Annotated in this window: 18 protein-coding genes and 1 pseudogene; 1 reads left to right on the top strand and 18 read right to left on the bottom strand. The window is 68.7% G+C overall.

Annotated features, from left to right (window positions below):
- Window positions 1–242: 242 nt before the first annotated feature.
- The 6 genes from ABD768_RS42845 to ABD768_RS42820 all read right to left on the bottom strand — a co-directional run bounded on the left by ABD768_RS42845 (window position 243) and on the right by ABD768_RS42820 (window position 6,197).
- The gene (locus ABD768_RS42845; RefSeq protein WP_344850718.1) at window positions 243–632 is read right to left on the bottom strand and encodes a hypothetical protein; all 390 of its coding nucleotides are present in this window, start codon (window positions 630–632) and stop codon (window positions 243–245) included.
- 278 nt (window positions 633–910) lie between these two features.
- On the bottom strand, window positions 911–1,456 hold the full coding sequence (locus ABD768_RS42840) for a helix-turn-helix domain-containing protein (RefSeq protein WP_344850716.1): 546 nt from the start codon (window positions 1,454–1,456) through the stop codon (window positions 911–913).
- A complete protein-coding gene (locus ABD768_RS42835) occupies window positions 1,453–2,493 on the bottom strand; it encodes a hypothetical protein (protein WP_344850714.1) in 1,041 nt (346 codons plus the stop codon). The genes ABD768_RS42840 and ABD768_RS42835 overlap by 4 nt, the downstream gene beginning before the upstream one ends.
- A 103-nt stretch (window positions 2,494–2,596) precedes the next feature.
- Window positions 2,597–4,024 carry a hypothetical protein gene (locus tag ABD768_RS42830; RefSeq protein WP_344850712.1) on the bottom strand — a complete coding sequence of 476 codons (1,428 nt, stop codon included), beginning with the start codon at window positions 4,022–4,024 and terminating at the stop codon, window positions 2,597–2,599.
- Window positions 4,025–4,228: 204 nt separating this feature from the next.
- Window positions 4,229–5,683, bottom strand: a complete 1,455-nt coding sequence (locus ABD768_RS42825) for a hypothetical protein (RefSeq protein ID WP_344850710.1) — start codon at window positions 5,681–5,683, stop codon at window positions 4,229–4,231.
- A gap of 145 nt (window positions 5,684–5,828) precedes the next feature.
- On the bottom strand, window positions 5,829–6,197 hold the full coding sequence (locus ABD768_RS42820; RefSeq protein ID WP_344850708.1) for a hypothetical protein: 369 nt from the start codon (window positions 6,195–6,197) through the stop codon (window positions 5,829–5,831).
- On the opposite strand from ABD768_RS42820, the gene ABD768_RS42815 reads away from it, so the two are divergent.
- Window positions 6,190–6,561, top strand: a complete 372-nt coding sequence (locus ABD768_RS42815) for a hypothetical protein (RefSeq protein WP_344850706.1) — start codon at window positions 6,190–6,192, stop codon at window positions 6,559–6,561. The genes ABD768_RS42820 and ABD768_RS42815 overlap by 8 nt on opposite strands.
- A gap of 35 nt (window positions 6,562–6,596) precedes the next feature.
- Here ABD768_RS42815 and ABD768_RS42810 read toward each other — a convergent pair whose 3' ends face one another.
- The 12 genes and pseudogenes from ABD768_RS42810 to ABD768_RS42755 form a co-directional block, all read right to left on the bottom strand.
- Window positions 6,597–7,058: an RRQRL motif-containing zinc-binding protein gene (locus tag ABD768_RS42810; RefSeq protein ID WP_344850704.1), complete on the bottom strand. Its 462-nt coding sequence runs from the start codon at window positions 7,056–7,058 to the stop codon at window positions 6,597–6,599.
- The gene (locus ABD768_RS42805; RefSeq protein ID WP_344850702.1) at window positions 7,058–8,806 is read right to left on the bottom strand and encodes a hypothetical protein; all 1,749 of its coding nucleotides are present in this window, start codon (window positions 8,804–8,806) and stop codon (window positions 7,058–7,060) included. Before ABD768_RS42805 ends, ABD768_RS42810 begins: the two co-directional genes overlap by 1 nt.
- Window positions 8,807–8,841: 35 nt before the next feature.
- Window positions 8,842–9,180 (bottom strand): hypothetical protein, encoded by a 339-nt coding sequence (locus ABD768_RS42800; protein WP_344850700.1) that lies wholly within the window; start codon window positions 9,178–9,180, stop codon window positions 8,842–8,844.
- Window positions 9,180–9,401 (bottom strand): hypothetical protein, encoded by a 222-nt coding sequence (locus ABD768_RS42795; protein ID WP_344850698.1) that lies wholly within the window; start codon window positions 9,399–9,401, stop codon window positions 9,180–9,182. The genes ABD768_RS42800 and ABD768_RS42795 overlap by 1 nt, the downstream gene beginning before the upstream one ends.
- The gene (locus ABD768_RS42790) at window positions 9,398–9,694 is read right to left on the bottom strand and encodes a DUF4031 domain-containing protein (protein ID WP_344850696.1); all 297 of its coding nucleotides are present in this window, start codon (window positions 9,692–9,694) and stop codon (window positions 9,398–9,400) included. Before ABD768_RS42790 ends, ABD768_RS42795 begins: the two co-directional genes overlap by 4 nt.
- Entirely contained in the window at window positions 9,691–10,074 is a 384-nt protein-coding gene (locus tag ABD768_RS42785; RefSeq protein WP_344850694.1) for a hypothetical protein, read from the bottom strand. The genes ABD768_RS42790 and ABD768_RS42785 overlap by 4 nt, the downstream gene beginning before the upstream one ends.
- Window positions 10,074–10,436 (bottom strand): hypothetical protein, encoded by a 363-nt coding sequence (locus tag ABD768_RS42780; RefSeq protein WP_344850692.1) that lies wholly within the window; start codon window positions 10,434–10,436, stop codon window positions 10,074–10,076. The genes ABD768_RS42785 and ABD768_RS42780 overlap by 1 nt, the downstream gene beginning before the upstream one ends.
- A 1-nt stretch (window position 10,437) precedes the next feature.
- Entirely contained in the window at window positions 10,438–11,091 is a 654-nt protein-coding gene (locus ABD768_RS42775) for a hypothetical protein (RefSeq protein WP_344850691.1), read from the bottom strand.
- A 146-nt stretch (window positions 11,092–11,237) separates the two neighbouring features.
- Window positions 11,238–11,465: pseudogene (locus tag ABD768_RS42770) on the bottom strand (WhiB family transcriptional regulator); the annotation flags it as partial.
- Window positions 11,462–12,109, bottom strand: a complete 648-nt coding sequence (locus tag ABD768_RS42765) for a hypothetical protein (RefSeq protein WP_344850690.1) — start codon at window positions 12,107–12,109, stop codon at window positions 11,462–11,464. The gene ABD768_RS42765 and the pseudogene ABD768_RS42770, both read right to left, overlap by 4 nt.
- Window positions 12,109–12,960 (bottom strand): P-loop NTPase family protein, encoded by an 852-nt coding sequence (locus ABD768_RS42760; protein ID WP_344850688.1) that lies wholly within the window; start codon window positions 12,958–12,960, stop codon window positions 12,109–12,111. The genes ABD768_RS42765 and ABD768_RS42760 overlap by 1 nt, the downstream gene beginning before the upstream one ends.
- Window positions 12,957–13,763: DUF2637 domain-containing protein (locus ABD768_RS42755; RefSeq protein ID WP_344850686.1), on the bottom strand; the 807-nt coding region annotated here is incomplete at its 5' end. The genes ABD768_RS42755 and ABD768_RS42760, both read right to left, overlap by 4 nt.

Raw genomic sequence — 13,763 nt, 5'->3', positions numbered from 1 at the left:
GCCCACCCGATTCGGCTTCGCCGATCGGCCGTGGTTGATTTGCGTTTTCGCGCGAAAGTGCTAATGCGCTTCGCGCATAAATGCAGGTCAACGACCTGCAATCGCGCTTTCGCGCGAAAACCCCAACCCGCTAAAAGGCAAAAGCGCTATCGCGCTTTAACGCCTACACTGCGTTGCCTTCGGCAACGGCAATCGAACAATCGCGCTTTCGCGCGATAACGCTTTAGCGGTATCGCGTTGGATCACTGCCGTTGACCAGGGCAAACACCCGCGGAAGAGGGGTCAGTGCTGCGGGCTTGCCGGGTCTCTTCGAGCTGGGCGAGCATCTGCCGTGCGTCGTCCTCGGACTGAACCTCGCTCAGCCAGCGGGCTACGGCGGGTGCTGGAGGGATGGCCGCCCCGCAGTCGTGCCGGTTGTCCTCAGGCAGGATCTCGCCCCGCCCGGCGTAGAACGGCGCTGGAGCGTCCACCAGTGCCCCGCAGCCGGGGCAGGGGGCCGCGGTCCGGTCCCAGACCACCAGCGCCACCTGGTGGCCCTCGATCGCCGTTGCGCGCCACCAGACGTACGGGGCCGCTGAGGCAGCAAGCCAGCTCCAGACCTTGTCCCGGCCGCTCCAGGCGTTGGCGCTCACGTTTGCCGTGTCCCACCCTGCAGGCGTGCGGTGAACTCGCGGCCGACCTCCGGGCCTTCGACCTCGCGCACCTTCACCAGCACGGTCAAGGTCGCCACCGGGGTCTAACCGGTCGCCCTTCTCCAATCGGCCGGCCTCGACCAGGTAGTGCCCTGGCGCGACCCGCACGGCCAGGACCAGGCGGCCCGGCAGCTCGTCTCCGCTCACCTGACCACCGTACGCAAATCGGGCGGCCTTTCCTGAGCTACGGGAAAGGCCGGCCGATTCCAAGCACGTGCTTACGGAGTGGAGCTCGGGGGCGGGGAGGCGCTCCGGTAGCTCATCCCCGGCGAGTAGTTGTCGATGTAGAGCACCGACCCCAGGCCGCCCCGGTCGTGCGGGTCGTCGTTGGCGTAGATGTTCACAATCGCCTGATTGAGGAGGTCTTCGGCCTCCTGGTCCTGCCCATCGGCGTACAGGGCTGCGATCTCCTCCATGATCTCCGGCGGCAGCGACACGTTGCCGATGTCGCGCGTCCCGTCCTCATCACCTGCAGACAGGTTGATCACCACAACCCGACCGACGTTCATCGACCGCACGCGGGAGATCTTGCCCGCAGCAACCTTGCGCCGTACCGACCGCTCAACGTTCGGGATGCGCTGACGGGTCCGCTTCGAGGGGTTCTGGGTGCCGGCCAGGTACCGCTGAGCGGTCCGGCGCGAAACCCCCAGCTTGTCCGCGAGCCAGCTCGAAGCCTTCTTGCCGTGCTCGTTGCGCACCTGTTCGAGCGTCTCGTCCAAGCTCAGGTCACGCCCGAACAGCCCGAACCACGACCGGCCTTTCACTTGCGGCCCTCTGCCTTCTCCAGCTCGTCATAGATCGTCTTCCACCGGCCGACCCGATGCGCCTCGACCATCCGCGGCGTGACCTGTGCACACCCGACCGGCTTGAACTTGCCGTACTGGTCGCTGACCACCAGGCCTGGCGGGACCACCTCCGGAGAGGCGACCTCGAACCAGGCCGCGTCGACGTGCTTGGCGATCACGCGGGCCGCGCCCTGGTCGACCTTGTCGAGCGCCCGGTACATCCGGGCCTCCGCGGTGCTCTCGATCATCGCGGCCCAGTCGACTCGCAGCGTCAGCGTGTTGTTGTGCTTCTCCGAGCGCAGCGCGCCACCGAACAGACGCGTGTTGGTGGCCTTCACCGCGCGGTGTGCCATCCGCGCCCCCAGGTTGTCGGCCTCCAGGTCCTTCAGCACCGCTCGCGCCTCGCGGAACATCGACACGTGCGTGCGCAGCCACCGCCGCGCCTCCGGCCAGATCAGCGAAGCCTTCACCGCCGGGAGCGCACGGATTTGCTCGAGGTAGACCGCCAGCGGGACCGGCACCCAAAGGCCGGCGGTCAGCCGGTCAGCGAGCCCGTACGGTGCGGTGGTTGCGTCCGCGGCGAGCTGGACCCAGCCCGGCCGCTTCTGCCAGCCGATCGGCAGTGTCGCGCTCTCGGTCAGGACTGGATCGCCCGTTCCTAGGTCGATGTCGGCCGCGGACGGGTAGAAGCCGTTCACGTCGAAGCTGGCGATCCACGCGCCTTCGGTGAGCGCCTCGCCCATGGTGCGGGTCCGGCTCCTCCACCAGTTCTGCCGAAGGTCGCCGCTACCGGTCATGTCGACCATCACCGGGGCGAGCTGGGCCTGGTCGAGCGGGGGAAGGTCCGGGATCGACTGGTGCCGAAGCGACCCGTTCAAGATTCGCTTGGCCGTGTCGAACGGGCCGCGGAACTCGATGCCGCGCATCGCCTCATGCCACAGCCGCTCTGCCTCCGTCAGGTCGTCCGGGGTGGCTTCGGGGTGCTGGTCCTTGAGCCAGGTTGTCAGGTAGGTCACCGCTGGGACAGCGGCCGGGGCCGCTGTGCGGTTCTGAGCGCGCCTGCCCGACTTCCGGGGTCCAGTGGGTGCCACCGGCTCCGCTGGGGTCTCTACGGGGCGCTCAGGGGCGCTGACGGGCGATTCCGGCGCCAGCTCTGCCCGGTGCCGGTGGCGGGGTGGGAGCGTCCGGCAGCGGGGCCGGCTCTTTGCCGGGGTCGCCGTCTTCAGGCTCCTCCGGCGGGAACAGCCAATCGTGGTTCATCTCCCAGACCCACTGTGGTTTGCCGCCCATCCGGCGCTGGACCGCGTTCCGCTGGACCGGCTTGCCGTCCTCGCGCGGCGGAAGCTTGATCACCCCGGCATCGGCCAGGCGCTGAGCCATAGATTCCTTGGTCAGGCCCATCGGCTCCTTCTCGGCATTGGCCTGCCGCTCCAGGTGCGGGAACAGGCTCGACGGCAGCAACCACACCGTTTTGCCATCGGTCCACCCGACCGGCTCACCGGCCAGGCGGTAACCACCGTCGAAGGAGTTCAGCTCCCACCCGTACGCCTCCGGGTTGACCGGCGTACCGCCCTCGCGGGAGTGGAACGCGATCCGGCGACCCAGGAGCAGAGCGTTGACCATCTCGCGCAACCGGTCGGCCGGCGTCCGGCTGGCCCGGCCGTCCAGCATCCGGCGCTTCGCCTCCAGCAAGCCCTCCCACGCGGACGCCCACAGCTCCGCGGCCATGCTCGAAGAGATCGCCCCCAGCTCGGTCGCCATGTCGAGCATGGCGCGCCAGCCCACCGCGAGATCAGCCACGACACCGGAGGCCCGCAGGTCGGCGTTGCGCTGTTCGTCGGTCTGGTCGGGGTTGTCCTCCGCAAGAGCGATCGACAACTCGGCGCGCGTCTCCGACAACCAGGCGGTCAGCGGGTGGCGCGAGGCGTAGTACCGGACCATGGCCGCGATCAGCGAGGCCCGGTCCTGCGGTGCCGTGCCGGTGCTGAGCTGGGCGACCGCACCGTTCGGGGTCAGGTCCAGATCGCCCGGCAGGAACCGGACCGTCGCCAGCCGGGTTTCGGCCGACTGCATAGAGGTCGACTGCTCACCGGTCACCACCGGCAGGCCGCGGGGCGGGTGGCTCACCTTGACGTTGGTCTTGCGGTCCATCCGGACCTTGCCCTTGCGGTTGTACTGGCTCCGCGCGATCGCATTCAGCCGCTCGGCTGCCTTCTCCGGACCCTTGTCGGGGGCCAGGTCGTCCAGCGGGAACAGGATGTCTCCGGCCAGGAACCGCAGATCCCCAATGGCATTCGTCGTACCGGCGTCTTCACCGGCACCGACACCGGCCATGTCCTCGAACGATGACGACGAATCGTAGTGCTGGGCAACGACCGAGGTCAGCGAGGTCTTACCGGTGTACGGGCTACCGACCGGGAACAGCGTCACCTGCGAGAACCCCAGGCACGCCCGGTAGGCCGCGCCCAGCATCGGCCCGGCGATCCGGGCCGGGGCCGCCGCCATGATCTCGACCGACGCATACACCGCGCGCTGCAGGTCTTCCATCGTGGTCGGCGGTTCCGGCAGCGCGAACCGGCGAAGCTCCGGCGGTACGTCGACCGTGAGTCCGGCCGTTGAACTCCTGCCAGCCCAGCGCCCCGTACAGCGGGGTCAGTGGGATGTCCTCGCCAGAGGTCTTCTCGATCGCCTCCCGCAGCAACGACTTCCCGGCCTGGTGGCGCTTCGCCCGGATCAGCCACGGCAGGTCGTTCACCCACGAGCCGCGCTCCCACCGGTCGACGTCGACCCGGTCCATCCGGAACTCCTCGCCCTGCCGGGTGGCGGCTGGACGCCGTCAGGGAGCACTTTCGCGTAGCGGGCAACGATCCTGACCGGCACCGACAACAGCGGCAACCGCTTCGTAAGCCGGTTCTTCCGGTCGTGGATGACCTTGAAAATGCCGTCCGCCGACGCCTCGAAGTGGTCCTCGACCGTGACCGTGTGCCACGGCTCTTCCTCATCGTGGCCACCACCGTCACCGCCACCGGTGCCGCCTCCCCCACCGCCACGCAGACCGGCGTTGTCGAGCAGCTCGGCTTCGAGCCCTGAGGGGAAGTCGTACACCCGGCCGCCGGCCTCCGAGTCCGGCTCCGAGTCTGGCGCGATCGCCGGGGCCGCGGCCGACTCGACCACGTAGACGCCGTGCTCCTCGTGGACCTGGTCGACCTCCGCGACCAGGGCCGCCAGCGACTCCAGCTCGACCGGCTCAAGGTCGCCTTCGCCGTACCCGGCCTCCAGGTGGTCGGTCGAGTCCTTGCCCTCCAGCGGGCGAACCACGGCGATCGACGCGGCCACGCCCTCCAGCTCGCTCGCCACATTCAGCACGTGGCGGTAGCCGGGGTAACCCCTGGTCGGGGTCAGCGGGTCAACGTCCGTCACCAGCACAACGTGAGCACCCCGAAGCGCTTCGGAGTACTGCGGGAGCCACTGGTTGCCGTCCTTGGCGATGTACGCCCCGCCGGGGTTCGTCGTCGCGCACACCCCGACCGCGGCCCACGAGTCCGCGTCCTTCTCGCCCTCGACTACGTAGACCAGGCCGCCGGCCTTCTTCGTCGCGAGGACATCGGGCAGCCGGTACAGCTCCCGCCTCTCGAGTATCGGCATCTTCTTCGTGGAGATCCGGCGACCGTCCTTGGTGTACGAACGGGCGGTGTACTTGACCGGCCCGTTCGACCAGCGGCGCACCTCGAACACCGGTACGCCGTCCGCAGAGGCGTAGACGTAGGTGGCGATCAGCTCCGCGTCAGCCCAGGTCTTGACCGGCTCCGCGTCGACCTCCGGAGCCGGGGTCACGGGGGCCGGCCTTTTCGGGCGCTCCTGCTTTTGGCGCCGGGTGCGCTCCTCGCGCGCCTGGCGGTCGTTGTCGCTGGACGGGCGCGCGGGCGGGGTGTCGAACGTGTCCGATGCCCTCAGGCCCAGCGACTCAACCACGCTGAAGAAGTCGCAGCCCTTGAAGCACTTGAGCTTCACCAGGCCGCCGCGGGTGCCACTCGACCAGGTCACCGACAGGCTCGGCTTGCGGTCCGGACCGTGTCCGGGGTCGGGGCAACGCGCGTAGACCTGATCACCTCTGTTCGAGGTGGTTGCGACACGATCGCCCAGCGCGTCGACGACGCGCTGTAGGGACGAACGGTCCGCGCGGATTTCCGGGGCAGCGCTACTCAACGTGCTAGCCTCTCGGCAGGTGATGAGTGGTCAGATTTCTGACCACGTGAAGTGGCTCGGCTTCGGAGTTGGCGCTCCGACCCGATGACTTGATCGGCCCCCAGCCGTTGGAGCGGCGCGGGGGTCGTTTCTTTTTGCCCTACGTCTAGGCGGCCCTCCCGCTCTCCGTGCTGGTCGCGGCGATCGCCGTACGGGCGAGCGTCGCGAGTGCTTCCGCAGCCGCCAGCACCTTCTCCGGCTGGCCCTTCATCAACTCCGCGAGCCGCGTTGTCGCGACTCCCGCGCTCAAGATCTCCGCGTACGCCGTCGCCAGCTCCGCCGGGACCTGCGCACCCTTGAATCCGGTTCCCTTGCGGTCCGCCAGTTCGGCCGTTGCGGTGTACCCCGGCAGAAGGCCGGCCCTCGCCAGCAATGCCGCTGACGACGGCGACCGTCCGGCCGCCCTCGCTACCTCGCGGATCGTCCACGCTTCTTGCACGTCGACCAACCTCCTGTCGTGCGGGATCTTGCACATTGCCGCCGACGCTATCGGCGGGGTCAGAACTGTCGGCGGAGGACACGCCGGTCAGCGCGCGCGGGTCTTCGAGTTCGTGCAGGTGGCGGACACCCGGCGTACCGGTCCACAGCCACAGGTCGGCCACCAGCTCGGGGCGGGTGCGGTGCCGCTGCGATCGGCCGGCGGGTCGGTAGCCGAGGATCGCTCCCGCCTGGTCGGCCGCGGTGTGGTGCATCCGAACCGCGGCCGCCTGGTGCTCGACCAGGTCGCCCACCTTGAACCACCAGCCCTCCATCGGGCCACCGGACAACGCCACGAGGGCGACCACGGTCAGCGCCTCATCCGGCCCTGCCTGCTCGCCCTCCTGGTGCGGCTCGGGTGAACCGACCTCGATCAGCGCCACACTCTGCCCGGCCGTCACGCGGCCCCCCACATGGCGACCACGTCGACGTACGGGCCGGTCCGGCCAGACGCCACGCACTCACCACAGCGGCCCTCGCGGACCGAGATGCAGTGATCGGCCGTGGACTGGCAGATCGGGCACCAGCACCGCAGGGCCAGCGCAGCGGCGCGGGCCTTCGCGAGGGCTTCGAGCTGGGCCGCGGTCGCCGGCCTTTTCGGCTTCGCCAAATCCACCCGGTACAGGTATGCGAGCCGCGGGTAGCGGGTGCAGAGCATTTGCGCCTGAATCTCCTGGTTTCCCGGCTGAAGCCGCATTGCCGCCAGCTGGCGGACGGTGGCCAATCCGGAGGGAGCCCCGCGGAAAGGGAAGGTGGGTACGCCGTTCACGAGCCAGGCCCAGAACTGGCGGCCGTCGCCCAGGTCAACGCGTTGTTTTTGCGCGAAAGCAGGAAAACGCGAAAACGTCTGGTTGCGCATTAGTCGAACACCTCTTCGGCTTCGAGAACGCGGCTGCGGATGCGGTTGCGGTAGTAGAAATCGACCGCTTCCCGGTTCCACTTGTTGCCTGCTCCGGAGCGGACGGCAGGCTCGGGGAACTCCGGGTCCTGACTGGCTTTCCGGATGCGCATGAGCGCCTTCTCGAAGGTGTCATTTCCGTCTGGCTGGACGGCCTCGATACCGAGCTCGACCGCCTGGCGGAGCGTGATCAGCTCCTCTGCAGGCTCCAGCTCGCGGACCTGTTCGACCGTGTGGACCGGCGCGGGGCCGGCGGTCGGCAGCTCGTCTTCAGACAGCAGAGCTGAGAGCTTCTCAAGCCCCTCCCCTACGGGCAGGAACCCCAGAGCGAGCTTGGGAAGCTGAGAAAAGTCACCCGACCAGGCGTACGTCCGGATGTCCTCCTTGCTCCACAGCGCCACCTGAGTCTCGATCGCACGCGACGCCCGGACGACCTGAACCCGGCCGGGGATATCGCTCTTCTTCGGCATCGGGGAAATCTCCGGGGCGAGCATTTGCCAAGCCCGGTTTGAATACCGCGCAAGAACGCGGTTGCCGTAATTCTCGCGAATAGCAGAACCGCCCGCGGCATTGGACGAACCGAACTGGAAAATAGCCAACAGGTTTTCCAGCACCGTACGACCCATTGACGCTACGTCTTCCAATGCGTCGACCGCCGGGGAGCGGTCCGGGTCGCTCTTCTCCTTGTGCTTCTTCCAATAGCGGGACAATTTACGGACGGTGACATTTTGTTCTTCGCAGACCGTGAAAATTCGGGTCGTGTTGTGAATGTCTTTGATATCGCGGACATAAACAACGTTCGGGTGATCGCGGAGGTATTTAAGGCTGGTGCGCTTGTAGTCGAGAATGATCACCAGTGCTCCGTTGTGGAGGAGCTGGCACGCCTGCCCGTAGGCATAGTTCGACTTGCCGCCGCCGGTGCTCATCGACAACAGCGTGTGCGGGGCTTCGTCGTCCAGGTCGGTCGCGACCACCTGGTCGCCCGCGGTCAGGCCGATGACCGGAGCGGAGGCCGGCTGCTTCTCCATCGCGTCGAACAGGTCGGAGGCCAGGACCAGCCGGGGCACCTTCGGGGCGTGCCTCAGCTCCAGCCAGGGAGCGGAGGTCTGGGGGTGGGCAAGGACTTGGACCTCATCGAAATCCAGGTCGATCTTGCGGCAGACCGCCATCGCGATTTCCTGAATGTGCTTCGCGTTCTGGACTTGGAAGTCTTCCGGCAGGTGCAGGCTGATCCGCATGTCCAGGTTGGTCAGGTAGTCGACCGGGATCTCTACCCAGTCCTCAGCCTGAATGCTGGACGGGTGCCCGACCAGACCACAGAACGCCACGTGCACCGGAATCACCACATCGCGCCTGTGGCGGTACAAGGTGAATGCCACGTAGGCCCGCCACACAGCCACCCCGAGTACCACTCCGGCGGTTACCACGCCGATCACCTGCAATTGGCGTGGCCACCGCAGGTACGCCACAAAGGACCCCACCACCAGGAGGCGTGAGGCGAGCCTTTTGTAGCCCGGCAGGTATGACCACTGGGTAGGGGCACCGGGGGCGAACCAGGGCTTATCGCCGGTGTCTTCCGTACCCGCGGAGAAGAAGTTGGCGTCCGTGCGGTGAATGCCGTTCAAAGGCCGGCCACTGACGAAGCGGGCGACCAGCCGCAGGAGCCACCAGGCCAGCAGGAACAGCGGGTGGAGCAACAGCGAGATCACGCCCCGCTGCCGAGCTACCTGTACGTGCCTTCTCCTCATTCCGGCAACCTCCCGCCAGACGAAGCCGCGTAGGCCACTGCCGCGACCGCGGAGGCGATGAGCGCCACCGAGGCCGCGGCGAGGGTGATCCCGCGCAGCGCTACGAACGAGCCGATCTGTGCCGTGCCGAGCACGGCGAACGCGGTAGCGGCCAGCCGCTTCTTGCGGCGGCCGTACTTGTAGGCCTGCTTCAGGTTGTTCCAGCCCCGGCGGGCCGCCGTCTTCTTCTGGCGGCCCGATCCGGGGCGGGTGCCCTTGGTGTGGCGGGTGACCTTGACGGACTTTCCGTCCGCGCCCTTGCGGGTGTAGGCCTTCACCGAGGCGCGACCAGCCATCAGCCGATCACCCGGCCGGACAGGTCACGCAGCGGCGTCTCGCGGGCGCGGCGGCGGGCACCGGCCGCGGCTACCGCGTCGACGCGGTAGTCGGTCCAGATCGCCCACAGCAGGCAGCCGACCAGGACGAAGAGCACCACCACAGCGCCCGCGAACACGAACTCGAGTACGTGCCCCACGGTCTGGGCGGTGGCCCACACCTCTCGCAGCGTGTCTTTCATCGGTCGATCTCCTTTCCGGCGTGGTCTTGGCGCTTGGTGTCGAGCAGGCCCGCCGTGCCGCGCGGGTAGGCCACGGCCACAGCTCCGGCCGCCAGCGCGGCGGTCCGCTTCGAGTCGGTGACGTCGAAGTGCTCGCGGTAGGTGCCGGCGTGCTGCAGCCAGCTCGGCAGCAGGCCCAGTTGGGCGCCAAACGCCACCAGCTCCTGCGAGGTGTCGGCGAACAGGTGCGACCAGCGGGCGTCGATGTTGCCGACGCGGGCCTTGCGGCGCATGTCGTCCACGTAGACGGTCATCGGACGCTCCCTGCGTAGGCCAGCGCCGCCCGCAGCGCCGGGGAGGGAGTGAAGCGGGTGAGCGAGACGCCGATACGGCACGCCTCGCACAGCAGATCGGTACCGACCCGCTCCAGGTCGTGTAGGTCGCCCAGGATGTGCCACGGCTCGAACGCGGGCAGGTGGTGGCCGCCGGTGGACTCGCTCTCGCCCTCGCGGTACTCGCAGCCGTCGCACTCCGCGAGGTAGCAGCGGACCGGCAGACGGGTAACCACCGCGCCCGGCGGGAGCTTGACCGCGGCGGCGATCGCCAGCGGGCGCGTGGCGAAGTGCAGCTCATCGCCTTCGGGCGGGATCGTTGCCACCCAGCACGGTGCGTCTTGCGCCTTCTGGATCGCCATCAGGCCACGTCCTCGCTGCGGTGCTGGGCGAGGTGCATCAGGTCCAGCGAGGTCTTCCCCCGGCCGGTTCCGGCGAGGGTCACCGTGTGGCCGGCCAGCGCCGAAGCGGCGTCGGTCCGGCGGCGCTCGTCGGCCAGCTCGTCCAGCTCGACATGGAGGTGACCGAGCCCGTTGGACAGCGCCTCCAGGTCGGAGCGGCGGACCTTGCCCGCGGAGAGGAGGGCTTCGACCACGGCGGCCAGTACGTCGGCGGTGTCGCTGGCAGCGGCCAGCCGGTCGACCACGGTCACCGGAGCGACCGGCAGACCGGGAACCACGGTGAGGCCTTCGGCGGTGGCCTGTGCATCGGTCATCTCGAACATGTCAGAACTCCCCAGATTCGTGGTTTGACGTTTTGGTGTTTTCGCGCGGAAGGGTCATCGGGATCTGGTCGGCCAGGAACTGGAGCCAGCCACCGTGGTAGGTGGCGGCGAGCCCGTCGCGGATCTCGTCATCGCTCAGCGCCTCCGCGGACAGGCCGATCCCGGCCACGTCGGGGAAGTCGCAGTGGTCGACCCAGGAGCGGGCCGCGGCGAGCTGCAGCTTGCTCGGAACGGGGCCGCGGTTGATCAGCTCCTGGTGGAGCATTCGCAGACCGGCGTTGCCGATCACCTCGCCGTCCCAGACACCCAGCGTCCGGGGCTGCGGGGCAGCCAGCGCCCAGTCCGCGATGACCGAGACCACGTCGACCAGGTCGACACGGAGCAGCTCGGCAGCCGCGGCGACCGTGTGCGAGCCGGAGGCCCGCTCGATCGCCAGCGCGGCCAGTCCGTCGTTGAGGTACGGGTCGGTGAGGAACCCGGCCCAGTCGCCGTCGTGGTGGTGGTCGATGTACTCGGCAACGTTGGCCGGGGACTGGTTGCCGGGGATCGGCGCGCACACGTCGACCAGCCACTCAAGGCCGACCGCGACCAGGTCGTCCACCGTCGTGTTCAGCTCGCGCGCTGCGGTTTCCAGCGGCTCATCCCAGGTGCTCATCAGGCCGCCTTCCGGTCCGGGGTGGCTGGAGACTGGCGGGGCCCGCGCGTCTTCGCAGGCTGGGCCCCGCCAGAGATCGTGTTCGCGTTTTCGCGCGAAGCCGTTTTGACGGCAGCGGCGACCCGCGTAGGGGTCTTCTTCTGGGGCTGCAGCTTCCGGCGCTCGCGCTCGGACAGGCCGCCCCAGATCCCGAAGCGCTCGTTGTGGTCCAGCGCGTAGGCCAGGCACTCAGCGATCACCGGGCAGCCTTCGCAGACCTTCTTCGCGTCGCGGGTGCTGCCGCCCTTCTCGGGGAAGAACGCTTCAGGGTCGGTCTGGGCGCACAGGCCCGACTCGCTCCAGGTACCGGGCAACTGCAGGTAGCCGGTGCTCATCGGCCGGCCTCCTGCCGGGCGGTGGCGAGCACGAAACGGTAGAAGCCGAACGGCTCGTCCAGCGGACCCAGAACCGCGGTGAACGGCAGCGGGTCCGAGCCGGTGATGTCCGGCGGGAGGCTCCACAGCGTCAGGCGTTGGTCGCTGGAGTCCTGAATGAGCGACTCGACCCGATCGCGGGTCAGGTCGGCCCAGTCGGCGCGGAAGGCGTTCTCGTGGATCGGCTGCCAGCTTCCGCGGGGGTCCTCCGGCAGCAACGCTTCGCCCTGGCGGAAGACGACCGCGCCGAAGGTACTGCCGGTCATCACGACCGCGACCACTGGCAGGCCCAGCGAGACGTAGTTGCCGGCCTTGGCCGTGACCAGGCCGCACACCAGCAAGACCAGGACGTAGCCCCAGCGGTACTGCCAGCGGGCGTGGCGGCACTGGATCGCGTCGTCAATCAGGCCGCGGCCGACCAGGAGCAGGAGCCCCGCGGAGCCGAAGCCACCGCACAGGCGGTTGGTCATGCTCAGCGGGTGGTTGCCGTAGTGGTCGGCGTGCGACCAGACCACGACCACGGAGGCGGCAATGAGGAGCTGGACGACGTAGGCGGCGCTCTGGGCGCGGAGAACGCGCAGGGTCTTGTTGGTGGCGGTGCTCATCACTGGTCTCCCCAGGTGGTCGAAGCGAGGTACGGGAACGGCTGGTTTTCAACGGCTCGGGAGGCCCACTCCCGAACCGCGGTGTCGGTCCACAGCGGGACCTGTGTCTCGATCGCGTAGTCGTGGCCGAACACGACGTGCATCCGGCCGGGAATCCGGGCCATCGCGGGCTGGAGCGGCTCGCCGCACCCCAGGAGGTCCCAGCCCAGCCGGGTCTGACGGCCCAGGACCCGTACGCCGAACTGGTCGCGCCACGACGCGGACGGCGGGCGCTGGGTGGTCGCGATGACCCGGACATCCAGCGGGCCGCCCTCGAACAGTGCGAGGCGTAGGGCGTCCAGCGCCGGAGAGACCACCGGGCCGCCGGACGGCATCAGCCTCATCCAGTGGCGGGACAGCAGTTCCTTCAGGATGTCGAGGCCTTCGACCGCGACCGTGAGCGGCATGTAGGCCGGGACGCCTGCCTCCAGTGCTGCCGCGCGGGCCGCCATCTCGTCGGCCAGGCAGGTCAGGAGCCGGTGAATCGCGGTGATCCGGTGGCCGTGCATCAGGTTCGGCAGGTCTGCGACCTTGCGGAACGACGCACCGCTGACGCGGGAGTCCACGACCAGGACCGAGCCACCGCGAGCGAGATCCTGAGCTGCGATTCCTCGCAGCGTGTTGGTCTTGCCGTGCCCGGCCGGGGCGACCATCAGCACGTTGTGGTCGTTGGCGCGGGTACTGAGCTGGTCGGTGTAGACCACGCTGCCGTCACCGGCCGAACCGATCGCCGTGGCTCCGGCCGACTCCGGCGGGTAGGTGCCCATCTCGCGGACCAGGTCCGCGACGGTGTAGCGCGTCGGGAAGCTCATGCCTGCCCACCCCCGGCGATCGCCTTCAGGTGCGGCGCGGAGGCAAGAGCGGCGGTGTGCTCGTTGGCCACCTTGTGCGCGTTGCTGCGGTCGGTCTTCAGCCCGCGCTCTGCGAGCCAGTACCGGGCGGCCGGGACGTTGACCTCACCGACCTCTTGGAACGCGAGGAGAAGGGCTGCCTTCTTCGTCAGACCCACGAGCGCCGGGTCCAGGTCGCCCGCCTTCTCGATCAGCGCCTGCAGCTCGGCTTCGGACGCCTTGTCCCGCGGAGCAGAGGTCACGAGGGACTGGGCTTCGCGGTAGGTCGCGAGGGCAAGGTCACCGTTCGAGATGCCCTGACCAACCGCCAGCGAGAACGCGCCCCAGGTCTCGCGGTAGTGGAGCATCCAACGCAGCGGCCGGTACCGGGGAGCCGGGGAGTCGATCGCGCCCAGCTCGCGCAGCTCCTGGCGGCGCATCGCCCGCAACGTGCGCTCCCAGACCATCGCGGCCGACAGCGACGCGATGCCGTAGAAGACCGCCGCGCGCATACCGCCGACCGCATCCGCGTGCCACACGTTCAGGGCCGCGGACAGTCCGGCGTACAGCCACACCAGGAACCGGTCCAGGCCAGCCGAGTCACCGGCCAGCGTCGCCCGCCAGGCAAGCAACGCCATGTAGAGGCCCGCCGCGTCGATCGTCAGCGGGACCAGCGGAGCCATCGCGCCCAGGTCCAGCCACTCCCGACCCAGCCGAACAAGACCCGTCCACGACGCCACCGCGGGAGCCATCACAACCACAACAAAGGGCGCCGCAAACAGCAC

This window comes from Kribbella ginsengisoli, assembly GCF_039537185.1.
GTDB classification, from domain to species: Bacteria; Actinomycetota; Actinomycetes; order Propionibacteriales; family Kribbellaceae; genus Kribbella; species Kribbella koreensis.
This window is presented reverse-complemented; position numbering and strand designations above follow the sequence as displayed.

Coding starts and splice junctions, on each gene's coding strand:
- ABD768_RS42830 (WP_344850712.1), bottom strand. CDS start 4,024: ATGGAAGACCTGCAGCGCGCGGTGTATGCGTCGGTCGAGATCATGGCG.
- ABD768_RS42820 (WP_344850708.1), bottom strand. CDS start 6,197: ATGTGCAAGATCCCGCACGACAGGAGGTTGGTCGACGTGCAAGAAGCG.
- ABD768_RS42810 (WP_344850704.1), bottom strand. CDS start 7,058: ATGCGCAACCAGACGTTTTCGCGTTTTCCTGCTTTCGCGCAAAAACAA.
- ABD768_RS42800 (WP_344850700.1), bottom strand. CDS start 9,180: ATGGCTGGTCGCGCCTCGGTGAAGGCCTACACCCGCAAGGGCGCGGAC.
- ABD768_RS42795 (WP_344850698.1), bottom strand. CDS start 9,401: ATGAAAGACACGCTGCGAGAGGTGTGGGCCACCGCCCAGACCGTGGGG.
- ABD768_RS42790 (WP_344850696.1), bottom strand. CDS start 9,694: ATGACCGTCTACGTGGACGACATGCGCCGCAAGGCCCGCGTCGGCAAC.
- ABD768_RS42785 (WP_344850694.1), bottom strand. CDS start 10,074: ATGGCGATCCAGAAGGCGCAAGACGCACCGTGCTGGGTGGCAACGATC.
- ABD768_RS42780 (WP_344850692.1), bottom strand. CDS start 10,436: ATGTTCGAGATGACCGATGCACAGGCCACCGCCGAAGGCCTCACCGTG.
- ABD768_RS42775 (WP_344850691.1), bottom strand. CDS start 11,091: ATGAGCACCTGGGATGAGCCGCTGGAAACCGCAGCGCGCGAGCTGAAC.
- ABD768_RS42765 (WP_344850690.1), bottom strand. CDS start 12,109: ATGAGCACCGCCACCAACAAGACCCTGCGCGTTCTCCGCGCCCAGAGC.
- ABD768_RS42760 (WP_344850688.1), bottom strand. CDS start 12,960: ATGAGCTTCCCGACGCGCTACACCGTCGCGGACCTGGTCCGCGAGATG.